Origin of the sequence: Cobetia sp. 29-18-1 (genome assembly GCF_029846405.1) — a bacterium.
In the GTDB taxonomy this organism is placed as follows: Bacteria; Pseudomonadota; Gammaproteobacteria; order Pseudomonadales; family Halomonadaceae; genus Cobetia; species Cobetia amphilecti.
This window is the reverse complement of record NZ_JARWKS010000012.1, coordinates 42,747-69,025: the sequence shown is the minus strand read 5'-3', so window position 1 is coordinate 69,025 and position 26,279 is coordinate 42,747. Positions and strand designations below refer to the sequence as shown.

The 26,279-nt window shown below is 66.3% G+C and carries 15 protein-coding genes; 5 read left to right on the top strand and 10 right to left on the bottom strand.

Annotated elements, in window-relative coordinates:
- Nucleotides 1-28: 28 nt before the first annotated feature.
- Together QD208_RS10910 and QD208_RS10905 are read right to left on the bottom strand one after the other, a co-directional pair.
- Entirely contained in the window at nucleotides 29-1,003 is a 975-nt protein-coding gene (locus tag QD208_RS10910; RefSeq protein ID WP_242007690.1) for a histone deacetylase, read from the bottom strand.
- Nucleotides 987-3,152 carry an alkaline phosphatase D family protein gene (locus tag QD208_RS10905; RefSeq protein WP_279836807.1) on the bottom strand — a complete coding sequence of 722 codons (2,166 nt, stop codon included), beginning with the start codon at nucleotides 3,150-3,152 and terminating at the stop codon, nucleotides 987-989. Before QD208_RS10905 ends, QD208_RS10910 begins: the two co-directional genes overlap by 17 nt.
- A 266-nt stretch (nucleotides 3,153-3,418) precedes the next feature.
- On the opposite strand from QD208_RS10905, the gene QD208_RS10900 reads away from it, so the two are divergent.
- Entirely contained in the window at nucleotides 3,419-4,075 is a 657-nt protein-coding gene (locus QD208_RS10900) for an oxidoreductase (protein ID WP_279836806.1), read from the top strand.
- Between the two features lie 51 nt (nucleotides 4,076-4,126).
- On the top strand, nucleotides 4,127-6,889 hold the full coding sequence (locus QD208_RS10895) for an ATP-binding protein (RefSeq protein ID WP_279836805.1): 2,763 nt from the start codon (nucleotides 4,127-4,129) through the stop codon (nucleotides 6,887-6,889).
- A gap of 85 nt (nucleotides 6,890-6,974) precedes the next feature.
- Here QD208_RS10895 and cra read toward each other — a convergent pair whose 3' ends face one another.
- Nucleotides 6,975-7,982 (bottom strand): catabolite repressor/activator, encoded by a 1,008-nt coding sequence (gene cra, locus QD208_RS10890; protein ID WP_279836804.1) that lies wholly within the window; start codon nucleotides 7,980-7,982, stop codon nucleotides 6,975-6,977.
- Nucleotides 7,983-8,369: 387 nt separating this feature from the next.
- Here cra and ptsP point away from each other — a divergent pair, with 387 nt between their 5' ends.
- Genes ptsP through QD208_RS10875 form a run of 3 tightly spaced genes read left to right on the top strand, consistent with a single transcriptional unit; the run spans nucleotide 8,370 to nucleotide 14,241 of the window.
- The gene (gene ptsP, locus QD208_RS10885) at nucleotides 8,370-11,414 is read left to right on the top strand and encodes a phosphoenolpyruvate--protein phosphotransferase (RefSeq protein ID WP_279836803.1); all 3,045 of its coding nucleotides are present in this window, start codon (nucleotides 8,370-8,372) and stop codon (nucleotides 11,412-11,414) included.
- Nucleotides 11,414-12,457: a 1-phosphofructokinase family hexose kinase gene (locus QD208_RS10880; RefSeq protein ID WP_279836802.1), complete on the top strand. Its 1,044-nt coding sequence runs from the start codon at nucleotides 11,414-11,416 to the stop codon at nucleotides 12,455-12,457. Before ptsP ends, QD208_RS10880 begins: the two co-directional genes overlap by 1 nt.
- A complete protein-coding gene (locus tag QD208_RS10875; RefSeq protein WP_279836801.1) occupies nucleotides 12,454-14,241 on the top strand; it encodes a PTS fructose-like transporter subunit IIB in 1,788 nt (595 codons plus the stop codon). Before QD208_RS10880 ends, QD208_RS10875 begins: the two co-directional genes overlap by 4 nt.
- Before the next feature lie 159 nt (nucleotides 14,242-14,400).
- Here QD208_RS10875 and betT read toward each other — a convergent pair whose 3' ends face one another.
- The 7 genes from betT to QD208_RS10840 form a co-directional block, all read right to left on the bottom strand.
- On the bottom strand, nucleotides 14,401-16,440 hold the full coding sequence (gene betT, locus QD208_RS10870; protein WP_043334330.1) for a choline BCCT transporter BetT: 2,040 nt from the start codon (nucleotides 16,438-16,440) through the stop codon (nucleotides 14,401-14,403).
- Nucleotides 16,441-17,449: 1,009 nt separating this feature from the next.
- Entirely contained in the window at nucleotides 17,450-18,634 is a 1,185-nt protein-coding gene (locus QD208_RS10865; RefSeq protein WP_279836799.1) for a hypothetical protein, read from the bottom strand.
- Nucleotides 18,635-18,877: 243 nt separating this feature from the next.
- Nucleotides 18,878-19,273, bottom strand: coding sequence for a hypothetical protein (locus QD208_RS10860; RefSeq protein WP_279836798.1), 396 nt, complete (start codon nucleotides 19,271-19,273; stop codon nucleotides 18,878-18,880).
- Nucleotides 19,274-19,472: 199 nt separating this feature from the next.
- The gene (locus QD208_RS10855; RefSeq protein WP_215823399.1) at nucleotides 19,473-20,216 is read right to left on the bottom strand and encodes a response regulator; all 744 of its coding nucleotides are present in this window, start codon (nucleotides 20,214-20,216) and stop codon (nucleotides 19,473-19,475) included.
- A gap of 33 nt (nucleotides 20,217-20,249) precedes the next feature.
- Nucleotides 20,250-21,668 (bottom strand): ATP-binding protein, encoded by a 1,419-nt coding sequence (locus tag QD208_RS10850; RefSeq protein ID WP_279836797.1) that lies wholly within the window; start codon nucleotides 21,666-21,668, stop codon nucleotides 20,250-20,252.
- The gene (locus tag QD208_RS10845; protein WP_279836796.1) at nucleotides 21,665-24,790 is read right to left on the bottom strand and encodes an efflux RND transporter permease subunit; all 3,126 of its coding nucleotides are present in this window, start codon (nucleotides 24,788-24,790) and stop codon (nucleotides 21,665-21,667) included. The genes QD208_RS10850 and QD208_RS10845 overlap by 4 nt, the downstream gene beginning before the upstream one ends.
- Nucleotides 24,787-26,232, bottom strand: coding sequence for an efflux RND transporter periplasmic adaptor subunit (locus QD208_RS10840; RefSeq protein WP_279836795.1), 1,446 nt, complete (start codon nucleotides 26,230-26,232; stop codon nucleotides 24,787-24,789). The genes QD208_RS10845 and QD208_RS10840 overlap by 4 nt, the downstream gene beginning before the upstream one ends.
- Nucleotides 26,233-26,279 lie beyond the last annotated feature (47 nt).

Genomic DNA, 26,279 nt, shown 5'->3' with positions numbered 1-26,279 from the left:
GAGGCGCTTGGCAAGACGGTAGGCAAGTTCAGCCCGGGGGCCCGAACAGGGCAGGTTGGCCATGCGCCTCGCGCCAGACATCCAGCGCTGCACGGTGAAGCTGGCTGTGTCGCCATGCCAGCGCCTCGATATCGCGGTCATAGCCACCGCCGATCACGCAGGCCACGGCGGCGCCCGCCGCGCGACAGCGCTGGATGACATGCCGCTCGCGGTGGTAGAGGCCGCTGTCGCTCAATTCGAGATGGCCGAGCCTGTCTGCGGCATGCGGGTCGACACCGGCATCGAAGATCACCAGCTGCGGGCGTACCCGCGTCAGCACCTCTGTAAGCGTACGCTCCAGCACCGCCAGATAGTCCGCGTCGCCCATGCCCCTGGGCAAGGGCACGTCCAGATCACTTTGCTGCTTGCGCGCCGGGAAGTTGCTCTCGGCATGCAGTGACAGCGTGAAGACCCGCGGCTCGTCGGCGAAGATCAACGCCGTGCCATCGCCCTGATGCACATCGAGATCGACGATCAGCACGCGCTTCACGCCGTCTTCCAGCGCCTGATGCGCCGCCACGCCGATGTCGTTGAGCAGACAATAGCCGCTGGCGGCCTCCGGGTGGGCATGATGGGTGCCGCCCGCGGTGTTGCAGGCCAGTCCGCGCTTGAGTGCTTCGCGTACGGTGGTCAGGGTGCCGCCCACGGCCAGCACGCTGCGCTCGCGCAGTGCCTCGCTCCACACGAAACCGCTGCGCCGCTGGGCCTGCGCGCTCAGGGTGCCAGTGAGGAACTCATGCACATAGCGGCGGGTATGCACGCTGAGCAGGTCATCCTCCTCGGCGGGCTCGGGCGTCACCCAGTCGACGGCCGAGGCGCAGTCGGCCAGCTGGCGGTCGAGCAGGCGCTTGAGCACGCTGAACTTGTCCATCGGGAAGGGATGCTTCTCGGGCAGCGCGATCCGATAGCCGGGATGATGGATCAGCGCCAGCGGCGGGCAGTGGGCATCAGCGACGGGGCACAAAGTGCACCTCCTGTCCGTCGGTGGTCAGCTGGCGGATGGCGGTGGGGCGGCCGTCGCTGTCCAGATCGACCAGCCCGATGCCGCAGGCGTTCAGCAGGCGTTCGCCCTGACTAGCCGCATCGTGACGGCGCGGCGTGACACGCATGTTGCGCCGGCGTGTCAGCAGATTGAGCGGCGAGCGTGGGGCGTACAGCCAGTGATTGAGACGGTCGAGCACATCCAGCAGGCCGACCGGGAAGCGATTGCGGATGCCGCTGCTGGTGATCTGCCAGATGCTCGGGCTCGAACGGCGATGCTTGAGGCGCACGTCGTAGGCGAAGGAGTAGTGCACATCGCCGGACAGGATCACGAAGTTCTGCGGCGTGCGCGAGTGGCGGAAGATGTTGAGCATCACGCTGGCCGCGCCGCGATGCGCCATCCAGTTCTCGGCATCGACCATCAACGGCTTGCCGGCCAGCGTGAACAGCTTCTGGATGCTCTCGATCAGCTTGACGCCGAACATCGGCGCCGGGGACACCAGCACCACGGCCGGATGGCCGACCAGGCGTTGCTGAAGCTCGCTCAGCGCCTCCCAGTCCATCAGCCCCGAGGGATGCGAGAGCTTGCGCTCGCTGCGCCAGCGGCGGGTGCGCGTATCGGCCACGATCAGCGGCGGCGTGGTGTCGAGCTGATAATCCCAGCTCTCGCAGCGATGCAGGTGGGCGATCAACGCCTCCTGACGCTCGACATCGAAATGGCCGTCTGCGGCCGTGTCAGTGCCAGTCAGGGCATGAGTGAACAGCGCCCGTGTCTCCTCCAGCAGCTCCGCCAGTGGCTCCGGCCCGTTGCCGGCGGCCTGACACAGCAGATAGCCGGTCAGCGCATTGCCGATGATGCGGCGCGAGAAGGGGTGGCCATAGGCGGCTTCCTCCCAGGCGGCGCTGAGGTTCCAGTCATCGGTGACATCGTGATCATCGAAGATCATCAGGCTGGGCACATTGGCCAGCAGGCGACGAACCTGACCGAGTCCGCCACAGAAGCGCCGCAGATGGCGGGCCTCGGTGGCATGGCGCTCGCGGGTGGCGTCGTCATGGCCCTCGAGCGCAGAGGGGTCTTCCAGGGTGATGCCCAGCGCCTCCCACGGCACGTCAGACCACACCAGCAGGTACATGGCGATGACTTCCGACAGGCCGATCAGGTGGTTGTCAGCACCGGTGGAGGTGAAGATGGGCTTGCGCTTGGCACCGAAGAAACTGGCGGCCACACCTTCGTTGGCCGGCATGTCCGGCAGCAGCTGCGGGCGGTGGTAGAGATGCGAGGGGTGCTGGCGCAGCTCACGAGTGTCGGAGACCTCGGCCTCCATCAGCGTCTCCTCCGGCAACCCCAGCCCCGCGATCAGCTGATCGATCGCGCCCAGCATCGGCCCTGCGACATCGTCGGCGTAGATCTGATCGCCGGTGAACAGCATCACCTCCGGCCACTCGGCGACGCTCTCACGTCGCTCGCTCAACCAGCGATCCAGCGCCACCAGTCCGTCGCCACCCGGGCCCTTGGGCGGTGGCGTCTCAAGGCGATCGGTCGACGCAGCGTCTTCTGCACTCTGCTGCGCCTGCTGCTCGTCGTCACTCAAGCCGTGATGCGGCTTGCGGCAGCTGCCATGCGCGACACGCGTCAGGCGTGACGGCAGTCGAAAGCGCGGCAGGCTTTCACCGGGGTAGCAGATCTGAGGCGCCCAGTCGGCGATGCCCTGCCATTCGGGCGTAACTGACGATGACGCTGCCGCTTCCGTTGCCGTTGACGCTGCCGTTGCCGATGACGGCTCCGCCAGGCCCAGCTCGTAGGCGATGGCGCAGTCGGCGGGCAAGGGCGTGTCGGGATGCGCTTCGATCAACAGCAGCCAGGCATGCTCCCCCAGCGGCATCGCCAGATGCTCCGTCAGCCGACAGCTTGATGTCGTCGGCAGGCCATCCTCACCTCGCGTGGGAGGCGTCGCGTCCTGCTCCGGCAGCAGCCACACCCGCGCCTGCTGTGGGCGAGAGGTCACCAGCCACAGCATCACGCCCTCGGCGGTGACACGGCGCAATATCGGGCCTGCCAGCACGCGGGGCAGGGCAGCAGTCGGTGTGGGAGAGCCGTTGGCAGGCAGCGAAGCGGACGAAGTGGCAGACATGAAGCAGGCTCGATGGCAGGTGGAGACGGATAGCGGTCAGCTGACTATTATCAGCTGGCGCTTAACAAGCGATAGCGTAACAGGCGACGAACGCCAGCCATGGGCACAGGCGTGGGCCTGGGCCTGGGCGTATGAGTGGCTCCGTGCGTTGAGTGTGACAACTCGTCGTGGCGCGAGGTTCGCAGGCTCGCAAAGCATGCGCGAGCTAGCGTAAAGTTGGGCCCTTGAATGCACATGGCGTTCGCACAATAGCATGGGAAACCGGCATGAATGATCCATCGGCGAAGCGCCTCGTGAGTCCGCTGTCCAGGCCAGTCAACTGCGGGCACAGCTCGCGCAGCTCCATCTGGCGCAAGGTCGCCCTGGCAACGAGCCTGATCGCAACCCTGTCAGCGAGTCTCTTCAGCCCTGCGGCCCTGGCCGCCGAGGCGCCGCTGGCGACAGGCGAGCGCCACGTGCTGGCGGCCAATGACTGCCTGCCCGCACCCAGCGGGCCGGTGGTGTTGACGGTCGAGGGCGCTGTCAGCTGTGGCAATGCCGGTTCCCTGCAGGCACCGCGGGCGCGTTTCGATCTGGCGATGCTCGAAGCCATGCCGTCGCGCGTGGTGGCCACCCACACCCCCTGGACCCAGGGACGAGTCAGCTTCTCCGGCCCGCTGCTGCGCGAGCTGGTGGCGCGGGTGTCTGAAGATGCCAGGGGGCTCAAGGTGCGGGCACTGAATGACTTCGTGGCCGAGATTCCCCTCAGCGACATCGAGGACTTCGATGTCCTGCTGGCCACGCGACGCGACGGCGAGCGCATGCCGGTGCGTGACCTCGGGCCCTTGTTCGTGCTGTATCCCTTCGATGCTCATCCGGAATTGCTCAATGAGCAGGTACGCTTTCGCAGTGTCTGGCAGGTCACCGGGCTGACGCTGGAGTGAGCGAGGGCTGGCGCCTGACCCCTCAGGCGCAAGATGACATGGAGTCATGCAGTGAATCAGTCGCCGGATGAAAGATCCCCGCTTTCAGGCACCGCTGCTGATCAGTCCCTTGCTGATCAGGGCATTGCCGCGTCGGGTGTGGGCGGAAGCGGCAATTCCCCCGCGCGCTGGCCGCTGTGGCTGGGCATGGCGATCAGCATCCTGTGTCTGCTGGCCTCCATCGGCATCGGCGGCACCATCCTGCACAACCAGGTCAGTCTGGAAGACCGCACCCGCGACGACGCCGTCTGGTCGATCTACAAGCTGGATCGTGAGGCGGTCAGCCTTTCCTCCTCGATAGCGCGCTATCGCGTCGCCGGGCCAGCCGATCGTGCCAGCATCTGGAATGAGGTGCTGCAGAATTACGAGCTGCTCTACAGCCGCACCTATATCTTCCGGCGGGGGGATTTCCAGCGCCACCTGATGACCCTGCCGGCCGTGCCGCTGCTGGCCGATGAGTTGATGAGCCAGATCGAGTATCTCGATCTGCGGCTGGAAAAGTGGCGGCATGGCCCGGTGTTCGAGGGCACGGGCCCGGTGCAGGGCGCTCAGGCTGACGACGCTTCCGCAGACATTGACGCTGCACAGCGCTCCCAGGTGCTGGGGCCCGAGGGTCGCGAGGCGGCGGAGTTCCAGCAGCTGAGCGATGCGCTGGGCGATACCACCCAGACGCTGTTGTTGCGGGTACGCGCACGCCTGGCCGAGGAGCTGGCCCACGAGCGCCAGAGCCGCGACAGCCTGGTGCAGCTGATGTTGCTGCTGCTGGCGCTGATGCTGCTGGCCACCTTGATGGTCTGCCGTCAGGTCTGGCTGCAGGCCCGCGGGCGTGAACAGGCCCGCCTGCAGATGCTGGCGATGTCGTCGGCCCTCAAGCACGAGGCGGCGCGGGCCGAACAGGCCAGTCGCGCCAAGTCCGAGTTTCTGGCCACCATGAGCCACGAGATTCGTACTCCGCTCAATGGCGTGATCGGCATGAGCGAGCTGTTGCTGGCCGAACCGCTGCAGAGCAGTGCGCACCGCTATGCCAGCAGCCTGCGCGACAGCGGCGAAGTGCTGATGGGGCTGGTGGATGATGTCCTCGACTTCTCCAAGATCGAGGCCGGCAAGCTCAGCGTCGAGCGACGTCCCTTCGAGCTGCACACGGCCATCGATGGCGTGATCGACCTGCTGCTGCCGCAGATGGACAGCACGCGCATCGTCTTCGATGACCGCCGCTCCGCCCAGCTGCCCGAGCAGGTCATGGGCGATTCGGTGCGTCTGCGTCAGGTGCTGCTCAATCTGCTCTCCAATGCCTTCAAGTTCACCGAGCAGGGGCGTGTCTGTCTGCTGGTCGAGGCATTGCCGGCTGGGCGCGTGCGCTTCGAGGTCGATGACACCGGCATCGGAGTCAGTGAAGAACAGGCCGCCCAGCTGTTCGAGCCCTTTACCCAGGGTGATGCCTCCACTGCGCGTCGCTTTGGCGGTACCGGACTCGGGCTTTCGATCTCGCGGCGGCTGGTCGAGCTGATGGGCGGGCGACTGGGCCTCAAGCAACGCCCGGGCAAGGGCGCCTGCTTCTGGTTCGAGCTGCCGCTGCCACGCGCCGCGGCGCTCAAGCGACCGGCCTTCACCTCCGCGCCTCTGCCGCTCAGCCGTGGCGAGCATGTTCTGGTAGTCGACGACAATCACATCAATCGCGAAGTGGCCCACTCCATGCTCAGTGGCCTGGGCTACACGGTGACGACGGTCGACAGTGGCGAGGCGGCGCTGGCGTGGTATGCGCGCCAGCGCGATACGGTGCTGGTGCTGCTCGACCTGCGCATGCCGGGACTGGATGGCTTTGCGGTGGCGCGGCGTTGGCGCGCCATGGAGCACAGTGACAGGCGTGCGCCGAGCCTTATCGTCGCGATGACGGCCAATGTGGCGGCGGGGGAGCGTGCGCGCTGCCTCTCGGCGGGCATGAACGACTTCCTGTCCAAGCCGATCCGGCGTCAGCAGCTCGCCAGCATGCTGGCGCGCTGGCAGTCGGGCAGCCAGGACCTCGGCGAATGGCGCGTCAATGCCCTCGCCAGCACCCAGCCCTTCGATCCGATCAACTATTCCCCTACCACCGAGCGACCGCCCCACTTCGAGGCACCGCCGGAAACCGGTGAGGCACTCGCGCGTGCGGCGTCACTGTTGGCATCACTCGATTCCCCCGCTGCGCGGCGTCGCATGATCCATGAGGCCCAGGCGCGTGCCACCGAGGCCGAGGCTGAAGCTGAAACTGAGACTGAAGCTGAAGCTGAAGCAGACAAGGTCAGTGAGCCGTCGGCGGCTGGCCCCATCGAGCGGCGTGAGCCTGAGGGCAAAGGCGAGAGCGAAGGCGAGGGCGAACGGGAACGGGAAGGGGCAGAAGGGGGGCACACGCGCATGAACACAGGGGAGTCGTGGACATCTGGCGGCTCAGCGGCGGAGCTTGCACAGGCCGCGACGCCTGCGCTGCGGGATGAACTGGATGCCGACAGCATCGCGGCCCTCGAGGCGGCCTTCGAGGAGCAGCTAGAGCAGCAGTCCCAGCGCCTGTCACGGACGGTGGATCATATGGACCTGAAGCAGTTGCAGCATGAAGCCCATCTGCTCAAGGGCAGCGCCGCCACCCTGGATCATGACCTGCTGCGCGATGCCGCCCTGCAGCTGGAGCTGCTGCTGGCATCCGACACGCCGCGCACCCGCATCGAGGCCGCGGTGGCGGCGCTGCTGGCCGAGATTCGTGATCACCGCATCGCCCACGATGCCGGTCAGGCCTGGCGCTAGCACAGCCTGGCGCCAGCACAGTTTGGCGCCAGCAAAGCCGCCCTCGGCCAGATACATCACCTCAGGCATCACCTCAGACATCAGCTCAGTGCTGGCGGCGGCGCAGTTCGCGTTCCACCAGCGTCACGCCGGGCGTGGTCTGGCCCTGAATGCCCTGCAGCGCCAGCGTCAGCGTCGCATCGGCGATCTGCTGGTGACGCTGGGGCAGTGAATGGATCGGCAGCGGCAGGAAGTCGAGCAGGCGGTCGTCGCCGAAGCTGGCCATCGCCTTGGGCGGATTGGCCGGCGGCCCCTCGGCGAACAGCACATCAAGCACGCCATCCATCAGGGTGTAGGAGGCGGTGACGATGGCGTCCGGCAGCGGTGAATGGCGGAGATGCTCGGTCAGCGCCGCCGCGCCTGCCTCGCGCTCGTAACGCGCGGCATGCAGGGTGGTGGCCTCAAGCTCGCTGCTGCCGGTGCGCTGCTGATAGTGCGCCAGCGCCGCCTGCATGCCGCTGGCGCGCGCCCGTGTGATATCGATCTCCGGCAAGGCATCCAGCCACAGCAGTCGCTGCGGCGCGTGTTCCAGCACGGCTTCGGTCAGCTCGCGGGCGGCATCTTCATTGTTGCTGACCACGCTGGCGAAGTGGCGCGTATCCAGCGCGCGATCGACACCGATGACCGGGAAGCCATCCAGCGCCAGTTCGCGGTAGAAGGGGTCGTCGGGGGACAGGCAGCTGGCGGTGATCAGCGCATCGACCCGCCGCGCCTTGAGCATGCGCGCCAGCTCGCGCTCGGTTTCCGGCTCATCGTCGGAGCAGACGATGAACAGCTGATAGTCGCGCTCACGTGCCCCACGCTCCAGCAACTTGGCCAGGCGGGCATAACTGGCGTTCTCCAGGTCCGGCAGCATGAAGCCCAGCGTGCGGCTTTCGCCACGCCGCAGCGCGGCTGCCTGGGCATCGATCCGATAGTGATGACGTTGTACCACCGCCATGACGCGCTCGACCGTCTGGGGGCTGATACGTCGTGCCTGTGCCTGCCCATTGACCACATAACTGGCGGTGGTGCGTGAAACGCCTGCAAGACGCGCGATTTCTGCCAGGGTCATGCCACTGTCCTTGCTGGAAAGGGGGAACGGGATCTGCGTGCTCCATGTGCGAGGAATGATGCGCACTTGTGGGCTCGGGTGCAAATCCTCTCTGCGCCGGGCACGCCTCGCTCGACACCTCTCGAGCCCGCGCCACAGGCGGCTCTACACCCAATGTCTAGTCACCAGAAGCACGTTTTCGGTTTGTGTTCGCTTGATCGGGCGCAAGAAAACGGCCAGCATGAGCCCTATTGAGGTGACACGATTCAGCACGCTCGTCATCACACCATGACGCCGCTACCCTGTCGGAACTCGCCAAGTGACGTGTCGCGGCAGCTGAAAGACACGCTTGCAGCGCACCGCCAACATCCAGGCTCCTCATCAGAAGGGAGCCTCAAGGAGCCAGCCATGCTCAGTCTTGATCGCGAGGACATCCTTCTCGCCGCCCATGCCAGCGACTGGCGCGATGCCTTGCAACAGGCCGCCGATGCCCTGGTCGCCGGTGGGCGCGCCACGCCCGACTACCGTGAGGGCCTGCTGGCGCGTGAAGCCCAGTCTTCAACCTACCTGGGGCAGGGGATCGCGATTCCCCACGGCACGCCGGACAGCCGCGAGGCCGTGCTGGCCACCGGGGTGCGTGTCCTGCAGTTTCCGCAGGGCGTGGAGTGGCACGACGGCAATCGCGTCTTCCTGCTGGTGACCATCGCGGCACAGTCCGATGAGCATCTCGACATCCTGCGTGCGCTGACGCGCGTGCTCGATCGCGATGGCGTCAGTGAGCGCCTGGCTTCGGCGACCACCGCCGAGGAAGTGCTGAGCGAGCTGGGCCGCGAGGTGGTGCCGCCGCGGCTGGATGCCGAGACGCTGCTGTGCGGTTTCCCCGCGCGCGATCGTGACGAGCTGGTGCTGGCGGGGGCCGCGCGCCTGCGCCAGGCCGGCTGTGTCAGTGATGGTTTCATCTCGGCCATGCTCGCCGCCCAACCGGTGGCGCTGGGGCAGGGCGTGTGGCTGGCGCAGTCGCAGCAGGATGTCACCCGCTCGGCGCTGGCCATCGTCACGCCGGAGAAGGCGCTGGAGACGCGCCACGGGCGCATCACTGCGCTGGCCTGTCTGGCAGTCGATGCCCAGCAGGGCCAGCATCAGCCGTTGCTGGAGCGCCTGCTGACGCTGTTGGAAGAGGGTGCGGGCGAAAGCCTGCCGGGCCTGTCGGCCAGCGCCCTGCTGGCGCGGCTGTCGGGGGAATCCGCCACGGCGCAGCTGGCTCAGGTCGTGTTGCTCAACGCCCACGGCCTGCATGCGCGTCCGGCCAAGCAGCTGGTGCAGGCGGCGCGCGAAGCCGGCGAGCAGCATGGCGTCATTCCGGCGTTGCGACTGGAAGGCGATGACAGCGGTGTGGTCAGTGCCGCCAGCCTGACCAAGGTGCTGGGGCTGGGCGCACGCCGCGGCCAGACGCTGATCTTCAGCGCCTCCGGCGATGACTCGGCGGCCAATCAGGCGGCGCTGAGCATGATGGTGAGCGCGGTGCAGGCCGGTCTCGGCGAGGCGGTGGAGCCGCTGGCAGATTGGCGCGCCGACGCCGCCACGCCGCTGGAGGCCCGCGAACAGCAAGCCACCGGCGACACCCGGCAGGCCGCTCCCGCCGCCGATAGCGTGGTGCCTGCGGTGGCCGCCTCGCCGGGCATGGCCATCGCGCCGTGCTGGGTGATGCGCCTGCCGCGCTTCGTCTACGAGACGCGCAGCGATGCCGGCGCCGATCGTGAGGCCGAGCGCCTGGTGGCCAGTATCCAGACCGCGCGCGAGCAGTTGCTGGCGCTGGTCAATCGCGCCGAAGGCGCCGAGATGGCCGAGATTCTCTCGATGCACGAGGAGATGCTCGGCGATCCGGAGCTGTTTGCCGCGGCGCGCGAAAGCCTCGATGAAGGCCACAGCGCCGAAGCGGCGTGGTGGTCGGCCATCGACAGTGCCGCCAGCGCCCAGGAAAACCTCGCCGATCGCCTGCTGGCCGAACGCGCCGCCGACCTGCGCGATGTCGGGCGGCGGGTGCTCGGCGTGCTGACCGATACGCCGCTGCCCAGCGCCCCCGAGACACCGCATGTGCTGGTGACCGAGGACATCGGCCCGTCGGATGTGGCGCGCCTGGATACCACTCGCGTGCGGGGGCTGGTCACGGCGCTGGGCGGGGCGACCTCGCACAGCGCGATTCTGGCGCGCTCGCTGGGCATTCCGGCGGTGGTCGGGGCTGGCCCGAGCGTGCTGGCGATCGCCGATGGCAGCGAGCTGATCGTCGATGGTGAACGAGGCCGTGTCAGCGTGATGCCCTCGGCCAGTCGCCGCGCGCGCGCCGAAGAGGCGATCGCCGGGCATGAGCAGCGTCAGGCCGCCGCCTGGGAGTCGCGCATGGCACCCGCCACGACCCTGGACGGCCATCATGTCGAGGTGGTCGCCAATCTGGGCAACACCGCCCATGCCGGTGACGCCGTCGAGCGCGGTGCCGAGGGTGTCGGCCTGCTGCGTACCGAATTCGTGTTCATGGCGCACCCGCAGGCGCCGGATCTGGCCACCCAGACCGCCCAGTACGGTGAGGCGCTGGATGCGCTCGAGGGGCGGCCGCTGGTGGCCCGCACGCTGGATGTCGGCGGCGACAAGCCGCTGCCGTACTGGCCGCTGCCGCGTGAGGACAATCCCTTCCTAGGCCTGCGTGGCATTCGCCTCGCCCTGACGCGCCCGGAAGTGCTCGAGACCCAGGTGCGGGCGTTGCTGACGGCCGCCGGGGCGCGGCCGATCCGCCTGATGTTCCCGATGGTCAAGGACCTGGCCGAACTGCGTGGCGCGCGTGCCATCGTCGATCGCGTGCGTGCCGAGCTGGACGCCGCCTATGAGGCCGAACATGGCCAGCCGCCGGTGCGCGACGTGCAGGTCGGCGTGATGATCGAGATCCCCTCGGCGGCGCTGACTGCTGCCAGCATCGCGCCGGAAGTCGACTTCTTCTCGGTGGGCACCAATGACCTGACCCAATACACCCTGGCGATCGATCGTGGCCATGCGACGCTCTCGGCGCAGGCCGATGGCCTGCATCCGGCGGTGTTGCGCCTGATCGAGATGACCGTCAGTGCCGCCCACGCCCACGGTGCCTGGGTCGGCGTCTGCGGTGAGCTGGCCAGTGATGACCAGGCTGTCGGCGTGCTGGTCGGGCTGGGTGTGGATGAGCTGTCGGTGTCCAGCCGCCAGATTCCGCTGGTCAAGGCGCGGGTGCGCGAGCTGGACCTGGCCACGGCGCGTGAGCAGGCGCGGGTCGCGTTGGCCCAGCCGACCTCGGAAGACGTGCGCAGTGCTCTGGAAGCGCTGCTCGAGCAGGGCGAGCCTTCCGTTGCCGAGGTCACCTCAGGCGCTGCGGCCAGTAATGCGGACAGTAGTGCGGCCAGTAATGTAAACAGCCCGCGGGAGTCAGTGTGATGAGTGACAACACGACGCGTCAGGCCGCCGACTGCCCGGTATTGTGCGTGACGCTCAACCCGGCGCTGGACATGACCATCGGCCTCGACAGCCTGGTGCCGGGCAAGGTCAACCGGGCGCGCAGCCATCATCTCGAGGCGGCGGGCAAGGGCATCAACGTCGCGCGGGTGCTGGCGACGCTGGGTCATCCGGTGACGCTGAGCGGCTTTCTGGGCGCCGACAACCAGGCCGATTTCGAGGCCGCCTTCGCCGAGTGGGGGCTGAGTGATGCCTTCGAACGCGTCGCGGGCGCGACCCGCATCAACGTCAAGCTCGGGGAGGCCAGTGGCCGTGTCACCGATATCAACGGCGCGGGCATGCAGGTCGATGAGGCCGCCTTCACGCGGCTTGAGGTGCGTATCGATGAGTGGATCGATCGTCAGCAGGCCGAGGGTAGTCCGGAGCGCTGTGCCGTCGTCATCGCCGGCAGCCTGTCGCCGGGTGTCAGCAGCGAGCAGCTGGCAAGCCTGGTGCAGCGGGTGCGTGCCCGCCGCATTGCCTGCTGGCTGGATACCAGCGGCACGGCACTCGAAGCCGGTCTGGCGGTGCCGCCCAGCGGCGTGAAGCCCAACGAGCAGGAACTGGCGCTGTGGGCGGGCGAACCGCTGGAGAGCGACGCCGCCCGTCAGCGCGCGCTGGCGAGTCTGGTCGAGCATGGCATCGAGCAGGCGCTGATCTCTGCCGGTCCGGAAGGCGTGCTGTGGGCAAGCCCCGGCGCCGAGACACTGCGGGCACGCCCGCCGCGCATGCGAGTGGTCAGTACCGTGTGTGCCGGTGATACCCTGCTGGCCGCCATGCTGCATGGGGTGCTTTGCCATCCGACACCCACGGCGGCCATGCGTGAACGGATTCTGCGTCATGCCACGGCGCTTTCCGCCGAGGCCGTGACCCACCCGGGGCCGGGCGATCCCGCCGCCCCGGAGCTTGAAACCCTCCAACAACACACCAGCATCGAGACATTGGCCAGTGCCGAGGTCGCGACAGCCGGAGAGCCACGCCCATGAATGTCATCATCGTTACCGCCTGCCCGAGCGGCATGGCGACCAGCTTCCTGGCGGCGCGCCGCCTGGAGCAGGCCGCCCGTCGTCGCGACTGGGAGCCCCTCATCGACATGCGCTCGCAATTCGAGCGTGAACTCGTGTTGAGCGATGCCCAGCTCGCCGCCGCCGAACTGGTGATCGTCGCGGCGTCGCCGATGACCAGCGCCGGTCTCGAGCGTTTCGTCGGCAAGCGCGTGCATGTCGCGCCCATCGAAGAGGCGCTGCCGGACCCCGCCGCCTTCCTGGCCAATGCCGAGGCCCGCGCCCGCGTGCTGGAAGCCAAGGACATCGCCGACGTGGCTGCGACTGTCAGCACGACGGCCAGCGGCGCAGCAAGCGCAGCTGATGGAGAGGTGGCGCACAAGCCGTCCATCGTCGCGGTTACCGCCTGCCCGACCGGCGTGGCGCATACCTTCATGGCCGCCGAGGCTCTGAGCGAGGCAGGGCGAGCGCTGGGCTACCCGACGCGGGTCGAGACCCAGGGCTCGGTGGGCGCGCAGGATGCGCTGACCGAGCAGGAGATCGCCGCGGCCGAGGTGGTGATTCTGGCCTGTGATATCGAGGTCGACCCGACGCGCTTCGCCGGCAAGCGGGTCTGGCGGACCTCCACCGGCACCGCGCTCAAGAAGCCGCGCGATACCATCGAGCAGGCGCTGGAAGGCGCCGAGGTGGAGTCCGCCACCGCCGCGGACGGTCAGGGCAGCCAGCAGAAGGGCGAGAAGCGTGGCCCCTACAAGCACCTGCTGACCGGCGTGTCCTTCATGCTGCCGATGGTGGTGGCGGGCGGCCTGATGATCGCGCTGTCCTTCGTGTTCGGCATCAAGGCCTTCGAGGAAGAAGGCACCCTGGCGGCGGCGCTGATGCAGATCGGCGGTGGCTCGGCCTTCAAGCTGATGATTCCGGTGCTGGCAGGCTACATCGCCTACTCCATCGCCGACCGCCCGGGCATCACGCCGGGCATGATCGGTGGCTGGCTGGCCGCCACCCTGGATGCCGGCTTCCTCGGTGGCATCATCGCCGGCTTCCTGGCGGGCTACAGCGCGCTGGGGCTGAGCCGTTTCGTCAAGCTGCCGCAGTCGATCGAATCGCTCAAGCCGATCCTGATCATCCCGCTGGTGGCGAGCATGGTCACCGGTCTGGTGATGATCTACGTGGTCGGCACGCCGGTGGCGGGGCTGATGGCGACGCTGACCGAATTCCTCGAATCGATGGGCTCGGCCAATGCCGTGCTGCTGGGCATTCTGCTCGGCGCGATGATGTGCTTCGACCTCGGTGGTCCGGTCAACAAGGCCGCCTATGCCTTCGGTGTCGGCCTGCTGGCCAGCGAGACCTATGCGCCGATGGCGGCCATCATGGCGGCCGGCATGGTGCCGGCGCTGGGCATGGGGCTGGCCAGCTTCATCGCGCGAGCCAAGTTCGCCGAGCCGGAGCGTGAGGCGGGCAAGGCCAGCTTCATTCTCGGCCTGTGCTTCATCTCCGAGGGTGCGATTCCGTTCGCCGCCAAGGACCCGCTGCGCGTGATTCCGGCCTGCATGGTCGGCGGTGCCGTCACCGGCGCACTGTCGATGCTGATAGGCGCCAAGCTGCTGGCGCCGCACGGCGGGCTGTTCGTGCTGCTGATTCCCAACGCCATCAACGTGCCGCTGATGTACCTGGGCGCCATCGTCGCCGGCACTCTGGTGACGGGTATCGGCTATGCGCTGATCAAGAAGGGCGCACAGCAGGTCGAGACCGCTGCCGCGACCTGAGCCGCTGGCAGGCAGGTAAGGACACAAGCCGCAAACGCACAAGGCAAGACGCAAAAAGCCCCCGCCGGTCTCCCGGCGGGGGCTTTTGCATTGCAGGCCGAGCGCAGGCGCTCAGCGACAGCGGATGGCTCAGTCCAGTTCTGATCAGTCCAACTTTGATCAGTCCAGTTCTGACTTGCCGATCACGCCCGGCATCGCCGGCGCTTCATTGACCGTATCGTGGCGCACGAAGGCCAGATGCTGCTGATAAGCGGTGACGACTTCGTCGAGCACCTGGGCACGCGACAGGCCGTTGAGCTCCTGACCGCTGCCACCTTCGGAGAGGTGCACTTCCAGACGCAGGTAGAAGTCGTCATTGGCGTCGATGAAGCTCGGCGTCTGCTGGCGTACCGCACGCACCTGGTAGACGAAGTTGGAGGCGTCCTCGAACTCGACTTCCAGCGTCACGCGGGGCAGCGGCTCATCTTCCAGCGTCTCTTCGGTGACGCTCGAGACCTGACCGCGACGATTGAGCTCCTCGGCCAGCTGGTTGAGGGCCGGGCGGATGGAGCGCTTGAGGGTCGCCTCGGAACTGCCGCTCTGGGCGAAGTCGAGCACGTGATCCAGACGCTCATGCCAGTCGACGCCTTCGTAGACGCAGCTGTTGTCCTGACGCACGTTCTCCTTGCGGTCCTCGATCATCAGCGCCTTGTACATGCCGATCATCATGAAGATCAGCACGATGGAGAAGGGCACGGCGGTGATCACCACGGCGCTCTGCAGCGCGCTCAGCCCCCCGACCATCAACAGCGCCAGCGTCAGCAGGCCGATGATGGCGGACCAGAAGATGCGCAGCCAGATCGGCGCATCGTGGTTCACGTCCTTGAGGATGGAGGTGAAGTTGGCCAGTACCAGAGCGCCGGAGTCGGCGGAGGTCACGAAGAACACGATACCCAGAATCGCCACCACGGCGGTGGTGATGGTGGAGTAGGGCAGCTGCTCCAGGAAGGTGTAGATGGTGTTCTGAGGTGCGTTCAGGGCTTCGGTGGCCAGTGCCGCGACGTCCTGATTGGCGACCATGTCGATGGCGGAATTACCGAACACGCTCATCCACACCATCATGAAGCTCAGCGGAATCAGCAGCGCGCCGAACACGAACTGACGGATGGTACGGCCACGCGAGATACGCGCCAGGAACAGGCCGACGAACGGGGTCCAGGCGATCCACCAGCCCCAGAAGAACAGCGTCCAGCCGCTCATCCACTCATCGGTACCCGGGGTGTAGGCGTAGGTATCGAAGCTCTTGGCGGTGAACTGGGTGATGTAGTCACCGACATTGAGCACCAGGGCGTTGAGCAGCTGCGAGGTGTCGCTGACGGCGAGCACGAAGATCAGCAGCGCGGTGGCCAGCAGCATGTTGAACTCGGACAGCATGCGGATGCCTTTCTCGACACCGGTGATCACGGAGATGGTCGCCAGTACCATCACGCCGATGATCAGCGCGGCCTGGACGGCGAGGTTCTCGGGCACGCCGAGCATGAACTTGAGGCCGTAATTGAGCTGGATGACGCCGATGCCCAGCGAGGTGGCGATGCCGAATACGGTGGAGATGATCGCGAAGATGTCCACGGCGTTGCCGATCGGGCCATTGATGCGGTTGCCGAGCAGAGGGTAGAAGGCCGAGCGGATCGCCAGCGGCAGGCGGTGGCGGTAGCTGAAGTAGGCCAGCGACATGCCGGCGAGCACATAGATGCCCCAGCCGGAGAGGCCCCAGTGGAAGAAGGTTTCCACCATGGCGTTGCGGATCGCCGCCTGGGTCTGCGGGTCACCGGTCACCGGCGCCACGTAGTGGGACAGCGGTTCGGCGATGCAGTAGAACAGGATGTCGATGCCGATGCCGGCCGCGAACAGCATCGCCGACCAGGACAGCAGCGAGAATTCCGGGCGTGAATCATCCGGCCCGAGGCGAATGCGCCCGAAGCGCGAGCAGGCGATCAACACGCCGAAGACCAGATAGGCGACGATGGCCAGCATGTAGAACCAGCCGAAGGTGTCGATGGTCCAGCCCAGGGCGCTGCCGATCCAGGCGTCGGCCTGTTCGGTGAACAGCATCGCGAAGGCCAGGAAGGCGAGGATACCGATGATCGATCCGTAGAAGACCGTCGGGTTGATACGACTCGAGGACGGTGTGGCGTTCTCGGCGGAAGCAGGTTTCTGCATGAGCAACTCCTTATCAGGGGAAGTTTCACTCGTGCGTGGTGCTTAGCTGCCCGTCAGCCGCAGAAATTGCGGGTGGCGTGCAGGAAAAGACGGACACGAACGGCACGGGCCGTGCTCAGCTCACGCGCGGGGCGGAACTTGCAGCAGCGGCAGTGTCGACTGCCGTGGCGACGCGATTGCAGGGGCATCGCTGGGCAGCAAGCAAGAAATGCCGATGGGCAATTCATGAGAGACGCCGGGTGCGCACCGTGGTGCGGCCCCTTTTCTGCAGGCCAGATTGGCCGCAGAAGAACGATGGCGGGCCGAGCGCTGGGGAACGCTGTACCTTCATCGTGCTGCTCTCATCACTTCGAACGTCTACTCGGCGTCCCTGGACGTCACCCGACCTTCTCGCGAAGGGGCGGGTCACTCCGGTGTCTGCTCGCGAGCCCGTGGCGGTCGCCGTCGCTTGCCCCCTTGAAGTTGCCGGGATGGCAGGCGTCAGTCTCGTCGGCATCTGCCGGGTCCGCTTTCCTGTGACGGTTGCAGGCATCCCGTCTTGCTGCCGCCGGTCGAGATCGGCAGCGGAGGGGGAGCTCAGCAGTCAGGAAAACGCGACTCACATCATCACGCCGTGTAATGCTCAAAGCCTTGCAGAATTATTTTAATTGATTGTTCAATAAAAATATAACCCCCCTTTGGGGAAAAAGGCAGTGCAACTGTCGCTTCCGCTTATCCTCGTGTCGCGATCACGTCGCCGCGAGGCCCGATGGCAGAGCCTCGCAGGCACGGTGTCGTGCTCGGAAAAATCGCTGTCGGTAAAAGGACACAACGACGCCGCCCCGACCACAGAATCGTGGCCGGGGCGGCGAAAGTGACATCAGCAGGGCAGTTGAATGGCTGTGTTCGGGGCGTGGATCGTCCGGGGCGCGATCGTCCGAGGCGCGATCGTCCGGGGCGCGACCGCCCGATTCTTACCTCGCCGGAGCGTCGATCAGCCGGCTTTCAGTTGCCCGGGTGATGGCCTGACTCAGGCATCTTCAGACTGGTCGGCGTCATGCATCGGGCCGCGCTTCATGTCGCCGCCCTTCATGTCACCCTTCATGCCACCATGATGCTTGCCAGCGTGATGGCGCATGCCATTGGCCATGAAGGCTTCCAGCGCATCGAGCTGCTCGGCGGACAGCACATCGGCGAGTTTCTCGCGGCCTTCCTCACGCAGTTCCAGGCGCTGCTCCTTCATTTCCTTGCGCATTTCCTGGCGGGCGGCGACACGCTCCTGCTTGGTGTCGGCGTCCTGCATGGCATCGCGCATGTCGTCGTGCATCTCTTTCATGCTGTCATGCATCTCGTCACGCATTTCCTTGCGGACTTCCTTGAGCGCCTGCATCTGGTCATCGCTCAGGTTCCAGCTGGCCAGCAGCGCCTTCATGCCTTCCTGCTGCTGACGGTCGGCCATCTTCGGACCGCGCTTGTCACGCTGGTGCATCAGGTCCAGCACCTTGATCTGGTCGTCATCCAGCACCTTGGCCAGACGATCGTGCTGGGTCTTGCGCAGCTCCTCGAAGGCGGCCTTGCGCGCTTCACGCGAGTCGAAGTCGGTCTTCTTGAGTGACTCCATGTCGTCACGCATGGACTTGAAGGAGTCCTTGAGCGCGCTGCGCTGGTCGTCATCCAGGTCCCAGCTGTCGAACAGGGCGCCCATCAGCTGCATGCGCTGCTTGCCGTCGTCGGCCATGTGCTTGCCGCCACGCTCGCCGGCCATGTGCTTGCCGCCGCGTTCGCCACCACGTTCGTCGGCATGCTTGCCTTCGCCGTGACGTTTGCCGTCATGCTTGCCCATGTGCTTGCCGTGCATCGGCTTGCCGGCAGCCCAGTAGGCTTCGAGCACCTTGACCTGATTCTCGTCGAGAATCTCTGCCAGGGCGGCCTTGTATTCTTCACGTTGTGCCTGGATGGCGTCGCGGCGCGCTTCGCGGGAGTCGAACTTCTGCTCCTTGAGCTGCTTGCGGCTTTCCATCTGCTGTTGCTTGAGTGCGTCGAGCTGTTGCTGCTGTTCATCGCTGAGATGCCAGCTGGCGAGAATCTTGTCGAGGCCTTCCTTGCGGTCGGCGCCGTCATGGTGCTTGTCGTTGCTTGAGGCCACGGCGGTCATCGGCAGTGCCAGGGCGGTCAGCAGACCGGAAACGATGAGCTTGCGAGAAATGCGGTTCATGGCGTACTCCGAGTGTCTAGATAAAGGGCCGGAATCAAGCGATAAGAGCATTATCAGCAGTGAATGTGCCGGCATTGTGCAACGTTTCATGGGGTTGCGTGCAACGCGCCTGGGCGGAACATGCAACGGCTTGCTGTGTCTTTTTTGCAGCGTGATCTTGTGGTCTGAATCCTGTAGGGACTGAGTCCTTGGTCAAGGTGATGACGCCAGGTTTCAACCCGGGGCGCTCAGACGCGGTTGCCATCAGCCACCGTGGTGGCGCTTATTCGCCGCCTTGGCGTTCGCCTGGGCGTTCGCCGGATAGTGGCGGTCGAACTGCTGGTGGAAGCGCTGGGTCTGATGGCGATTCAGGACGCGATCGACATCGGCCAGGTAGGCCTTGCGCGCCTTGGCAAGCGCCTTGGCGTCGTGATGGCTCTCTGCGGCCTGACGTTGCTGGCGATAGTGGCGATATTGCTTGTCGAGGGTGGCACGCTGGCTGACGTTCAGGCTGATGCCATCCAGCAGCACGTTCAGCGAGACATCGGCGGCGCTGGCACTGGTCACGCTCAGCGGTGATGCCATCAGCATGACGCTCAGTACGCCGGCACCGATCAGGCGAGTGCGGGAGAGAGCACGACTGGCAGGACTGTGGGACATGACGAATACCTCACTTGTGGCGTAGACCCGCGCTTGAGCAGCAGTAAATGGCTCTCGCTTAGGCAGTGATGACAGTATCCGTCGCAGTTGGACAGCAAGTTCGCACCGTGGGTGCAACAAAAACGCAACCGCCGTCTGTGGTCACAGACGGCGGTTGTCATGTTTCTGAAAGGTTTCAGGGCCTGCGTGAGGCGAGATATCAGTCCAGCACGTCAGGCTCGAACTTGTAGCCGACCCCATAGATGGAGCGAATCACGTCGCGCTCCGGCCAGACATTGGCGATCTTGCGGCGCAGCTTCTTGACGTGGGAATCCACCGTGCGCTCGGAGACGATGCGGTGGTCGCGGTACATGTGGTCCATCAGCTGGTCGCGGGAGAAGATGCGCCCCGGCGACTGCATCATCACCTTGAGCAGCTGGAACTCGACTGCGGTCAGGCCCAGGTCGCTGCCATCGGCCAGTGCCTGCCAACCTTCCTCATTGAGCACCAGCTGGCCCTTGTCAGAGGTCTGCGAGAGGGTCTGATCAAGCGCCTGGCTGCGACGCAGCACGGCCTTGATGCGCGCCACCACCTCACGCGGGCTGAAGGGTTTGCAGATGTAGTCATCGGCGCCCAGCTCCAGCCCCAGCAGGCGGTCCACTTCCTCGACCCGCGCGGTCAGCATCACGATGGGCAGCAGGTTGTCCTCGGCCCGCAGCTGACGGCACAGGGTCAGGCCGTCGGTGCCCGGCAGCATGAGGTCCAGCAATACCAGGGCGGGTGTCTCGTCATTGACCGCCGCGATGACGGCGTTGCCGTCGTCGACATGCCGGGTGCGATACCCGCTGCCGTCCAGATAATCGCACAGCAGGCTTGCGATCTTGGGCTCGTCTTCCACCACCAGAATCAGCGGTTTCTGGGTCTCGGCCCGGGCGTCAGAGGTGTCGGCGTGAACGTCGCTCATGGTCAAGAGTCCTTGCAGATGAAAATGTCTGTTTCAAGTAGACAACAGCGGCAGGCGAATGTCCCATCGCAGTCCGCCCAGCGATGACTGGCCCGGTATCAGCTGGCCATCATGCGCACTGACCAGCGCGCTGGCGATCGACAGGCCCAGCCCTGAACCCCCGCTGGAGCGATTGCGCGAGTTCTCGACCCGATACAGGCGCTCGGTGAGGTGGGCAAGCTCGGCCTCTGGCACGCCGGGGCTCGAGTCTTCCCAGCGCACGACCGCCCAGCCTGGGTGGCCGGCGCCATCCCCGGGTGCGGCGGCCTCGCGCAGCAGGCTGACCCTCAACTTGCCGGGCGAGTCGGTGTAGGCGCGGGTGTTGCTGGCCAGGTTGCTCCACAGCTGATGCAGGCGCTGCATGTCGCCCTGAACGCGCAGCGGCAGCTGGATGTCGGTCTCCAGCTGGATGCCGCTGTCTTCCAGCCAGCCGCGCAGGTCGTCCAGGCTGTCGCTGAGCTGGGCATCCAGCTCCAGCGGCTCGCGCCAGGCTTCCAGGGTGCCGGCATCGCTCTGGGCCAGCAGGCGCAGATCCGACACCAGGCGGTTGAGGGCATCCACCTCCTGCTCCAGCGAGCCGAGGCTGTCCTGGTTCATCGGGCGGATACCGTCCTGCATGGCCTCGATCTCGCCCTTGAGCACCGCCAGCGGCGTGCGCAGCTCATGGGAGATATCACTCACCCAGCGCTGGCGCGAATCGCGGTTGGTCTCCAGCGTCTGCGCCAGCGCATTGAAGTCGCCGGCCAGCCGCGACAGCTCATCCCGCCCGCGCACCGGCAGGCGGGTGGCATAGTCGCCACTCGACAGACGGCTGGCGCCACTGGCGAGGTCACGCACCCGATGGCCCAGCCACCAGGCGATGCCGGCCGCCGCCAGCAGCGAGGCGAAGGTGGAGGACAGGATGATGGTCGCCAGATTGCGCGATTGACGCTCCAGATACTGGTCCTTGCCGCGGCGCAGGAATTCACTCACCGGCAGGTAGCCCAGCTCGCCGATCTTCTCGCCGTCCAGCATGAGGTCCTTGAACCGCATGCCGGGGATGGGGCGCGGCGGCCCATTGAGGCGCTGGCCGCGGGTATCGCGCAGCATGTAGTCCTGGGGGCGATTCATGTTGGCGCCCGGCGGCATCTCGAACCTGTCCGGCGGCGCCTGGGAATGCACGATGCGTCCCCAGTTGCGCCGGCTCTTCATCCAGTCCCAGTTGCCTTCCGCGGCGTAGGCGCTGACCAGATCGGACGAGATCAGCTCGATGCGCTCCTGCTGAGTCTGCTCCAGATACTCCGCGAACCCTCTGTCCATGCTGTGGGAGATGAACATGTAGATGCTGCCGCCGATCACGACATTGGTCAGCAGCAGGATCACGAACAGCCGCACGGACAGCCGTGAGCGCCAGGCGGTGACGGCGGGCATCATGATGTCTGCTCCTCATGACGCGGGGTGCGGGGCGGCAGCCCCAGCAGGCGGCGCAGGTTGTGCTGCAGATCTTCCAGCAACAGATAGAGCGAGGGCACCAGAATCAGCAGGATCACCGTCGCGAACAGGATGCCGAAGCCGATGGAGACCGCCATCGGGATCATGAAGCGCGCCTGACGTGAGGTCTCGAAGATCATCGGCGCCAGGCCGAAGAAGGTCGTCAGCGTCGTCAGCAGGATCGGGCGCAGACGCCGCGTGGCCGCCATGATGATCGCCTCACGCGCGGTGGCGCCGGCCAGACGCTGGCGGTTGGCGTAGTCGATCAGCACCAGGGCGTCGTTGATGACGATGCCCGACAGCGCCAGCATGCCCATCAGACTGATCACCGACAGGCCATAGCCCATCAGCTGATGGCCGATGACCGCGCCGATCAGGCCGAAGGGGATCGCCGTCATCACCAGCAGCGGCTGCAGGTAGCTTCTGAACGGCAACGCCAGCAGCAGATAGAGTGCCGCCAGTGTCAGCAGCAACGACACCTGCAGTGACCCCAGGTTGTCGGCGGTCTCTTCCTGACGCCCACCATAGCCGATGCTCAGGCTCGGATACTGGCTCTTAAGCTGAGGGTAGACGTCGCTTTCCAGGCTGGTGATCACCTGATTGACCGCGTCGGACGGGGTGACGTTGGCGGTGACCTCGATCACGCGGCGCCCGTCGATGCGCAGAATGCTGGACGCGGCGCGTCCCTGCTCGATGTCGGCCACCAGCCCCAGGGGTACGCTGACGCCGTTGCCGGTCTGCACGCCGAAGTTCTCCAGCTGGGCGAGGCTTGCGCGCTGGTCTTCGGGCAGCAGCACCTTGACCTCGACCTCATTGCGACCCTGCTGCTGCTTGAGGGCGGTCGCGCCGGACAGCGGGCCACGCAGCTGGTTGGCCAGGGTGGCGCCATCCAGTCCCAGCGAGCGACCGTAGGCATTGAGCTGCAGATAGAGCTCGCGCTTGCCGTCATCCAGGCCGCTGTCGATGTCCGACAGCGAGCTGTAATCCTCAAGCGACGTCGCCAGCGACTCGGCGGCAGCCATCAGCGCGCCACTGTCAGACGAGGAGAGGCGGATGGTGAGGCCCGCGCCGCGGCCCGGCCCGCCGATATCGGATTCGAACAGCAGCGACTCGGTATTGGCGATGGTGCCGGCTTCCTCACGCCAGGCCGTGATCAGCTGCGAGGGCGACCAGTTGTCTTCCACCGTGGTGTCCAGATTGGCGATGATGCTCAGCGAGTTGCCTTCGATCTCGGCGCTGGTGGAATAGATCGCGGGGGCGTCGTCGCGCTCACGGACCCGCTCCAGCGCGTCCAGCAGCAGGGTGCGCACTTCGCGGTCCTGGCTGATCGGGCTGCCCACCGGCAGGTTGGCGGTGACACCGGCACGGTTGGACTCGACACGCGGCATCAGCGAGAAGCCGAGGCGGCCGCTGGCCATCCAGGCCATCGCCAGCACCAGCAGCGCCAGGCCGCAGATGGCGGTCAGGCCACGATAGTTCAGGCACCCTTCGAGGAAGGGCTGGAAGCGGCGACGCGTGAAGCGCTCGAGCCCGTGCTGGACGCCATGGCGCACGCGGTCCAGCGGTGCCAGCCAGCGGATCGGCTTCTCGCTGGTGTGGCCCAGGTGCGCGGGCAGGATGAAGATCGCCTCGATCCAGCTCAGCGCGAAGATGCTGATCACCACCAGCGGGATGATGCCGAATACCAGCCCGAGGAAGCCGGGCAGGAACAGCAGCGGAATGAAGGCCACGATGTTGGACAGGATCGAGAACGCCAGCGGCACCGCGATCTCGCGCGCGCCGAGAATGGCGGCTTCGCGCATGCTGGCGCCGCGCTCGCGGTGCGAGTGGATGTTCTCGCCGACGATGATGGCGTCATCGACCACGATGCCCAGCGCGATGATGAAGGCGAACATCGAGATCATGTTGATGGACACGCCGACCAGCGGCAGGAACAGCATCGCGCCGAGGAAGGCGGTGGGAATGCCCAGCGTGACCCAGAAGGCGAGACGCGCCTCGAGGAACAGCCCCAGCAGCACCAGCACCAGCACCAGCCCCATCCAGGCATTCTTGAGCAGCAGCTCCAGACGGTCCTGATAGACCAGCGAGTCATCGTCCTCGACGCTCAGCGTCAGTCCGCGCGGCAGGCTGGCGGTCAATTGCGGCAGCATCGCCATGGTCGCGGCGGACAGCTCGTTGGGCGTCTGGGAGCCGACCTGATAGATGTCGAGACCGATCGCCGGTTCGCCGTCGTAGAGCACTTCCTTGTCGCTGTCAGCGAAGCCGTCGGTGACGGTGGCGATATCGCCCAGACGCACGACATTGCCTTCCTGGCTGGAGATCACCGGCAGCTGCGCGAACTCGGCGGCGCCGTCGCGACGCGCCTCATAGCGCACCAGGTATTCGCCCTGCTGGGTGTCGAGACTGCCCCCGGCCAGGTTGAGCGCCTGATTGCCGATCAGGCCGGCGATATCCTGATGCGACAGGCCATAGCGACGCAGCGCGCCTTCTTCCAGCGCGACATGCACCTCGCGGTCACGGATGCCGGTCAGCTCCACCTTGGTGATGTCGTCGCTGTCGAGCAGGCTCAGGCGCAGACGCTCGGCGACATTGCGCAGGGTCTGGTCATCGGTCTGGCCATGCAGCTTGAGTTCCATCACGCTGCGCGAGCGGCCCGCCAGCGAGTAGACGGGCGGGTCGGATTCATCGGGCAGGGTGGTGATGCTGTCGATGGCCTGCTGGATGTCCTGGTAGGCGCGCATGGTCTCGACGCCGTCCTGCAGCTCGATGGACAGCGAGCCGAGGCCTTCCTCGGCGGTGGCGGTGATCTCCTCGATGCCCTCCACGTCCTGTACCGCGGACTCCATCGCCTGCAACAGGCTCTCGGAGACTTCATCCGGCGTGGCACCGGAATAGCTGACGCTGACGTTGATGATCTCGAGCTCGAAGGAGGGGAAGACCTCCTTCTTGATCTGACTGGACATCAGCAGGCCGCCGAGAATCAGACACAGCATCAACAGGTTGGCGGCGACGCCGTGATCGTGCATCCAGCGGATGGGGCCCTTGAGGCGCGACTGTGCCGTCATGAGTCACTTCCGGTGGTCGTGGCGTTCTTGTCGGCAACCGTGGTGCTCCTGTCGCCAGCTGCGGTGTTTTTGTCGCCAGCGGCGGTGCTCTTGTCGACAACCGCCGTGTCCTTCTCAACTGTCGCGGTGCTCGTGTCGCCAGCCGTCGTCTTGTCGTCAGCCGCCTCGGCATCAGTTGTCTTGGCGGTCGGCGTCGGCGCATCGCCGCGCGCGCGCAGGGCCATGCCGGCCTCGACGCTGCTCAGGGAGCTGGTGATGACGCGCTCGCCGTCCACCAGACCGTCGGCGACCAGCAGGGTGTCATTGCCCAGATGGCGCACGCCTACCGAGCGCTTCTCGAGATGCCCATCCTCCGTCAGCACCCAGACCTGCTGGCCGCTGCGCAGCGCACTGATCGGCAGTTCGATCAGCGAGGCGGTGCGCTGGGGCGTCAGGGTCGCCTCGACCACATCGCCGATGCGCAGTGCCGGGGTGCTGGCGCGCGCCTCCTCGGAGACATTGAGCGCCAGCGGGTCTTCCACTGCCACCATCACCTGGGTCAGCAGGCCGTTGTCTTCCAGCGACGGCAGCACGCTCCACACTTCGCCACGGCGATGCTGGCCATCTGGCCAGGCCTTGCTCGAGAGCAGTACCGGCGTGCCCTGGCCATCACGGGCGTGGGTCGAGAGCCACTCCATGTCGGCCTGCGGCAGATTGAGGCGCACCCAGAAGCGGTCGGTGGCCACCAGCGTCAACAGGTCGGTGAAGGCGTTGAGGTCGCTGCCTTCGCCGACCAGACGCTCGCTGATCAGGCCGTCGTAGGGGGCGCGAATCTCGGTGCGGGCCAGATTGAGCTTGGCCTGATCGCGGCTGGCGCGGGCGCTTTCCACGGCGGCCTGGGCCGACTTGAGCTGAGGTTCGCGCAGGACCAGCGCTTTCTGGGCCGCCGGCAGGTTGCGACCGAAGGTCTTGTATTCCGAGGCGGCGCGGATCTGCTCGCCCTTTTCAGAGGCGAGGCTGGCTTCTGCCGTGGCGAGATCCGCCTCGGCCTGACGCAGTGCCAGCTGATAATCCAGTTGATCGAGACTGGCCAGCAGCTGGTTCTCGCGGACTTCGCGGCCGGCCTCGATGCCTTCGGGGAAGGGCGCCAGCTGACCGCTGACGCGCGTGGAGACCGTGGTCTGACGATCGGCGATCACGCGGCCGAAGCCCTCAAGCGTCGGGGCGTTGGCGGCATGGCTGACCGTGACCACCTCGACCGTGGGCGCAGGTGCCTCGCTGGGGGCACGCTTCGGCGCCCCGGGGCGATGATTCATCCACCAGGCAGCCAGCGCGATCGCCAGCGCGAGAATGATCAGCGCCAGCAGGCGCATCCAGATCAGGCGCCGCGAGGAGGGTGCGGGGCGGCCGGCTGGGGCGGGCGACGCGGAAGACGACGCTGGCGTCTCAGGGCTATGGTCCATGCGGACTCCGAACGAAAAGTGACTGGCCTGATGCGCAGCCGTCTTCC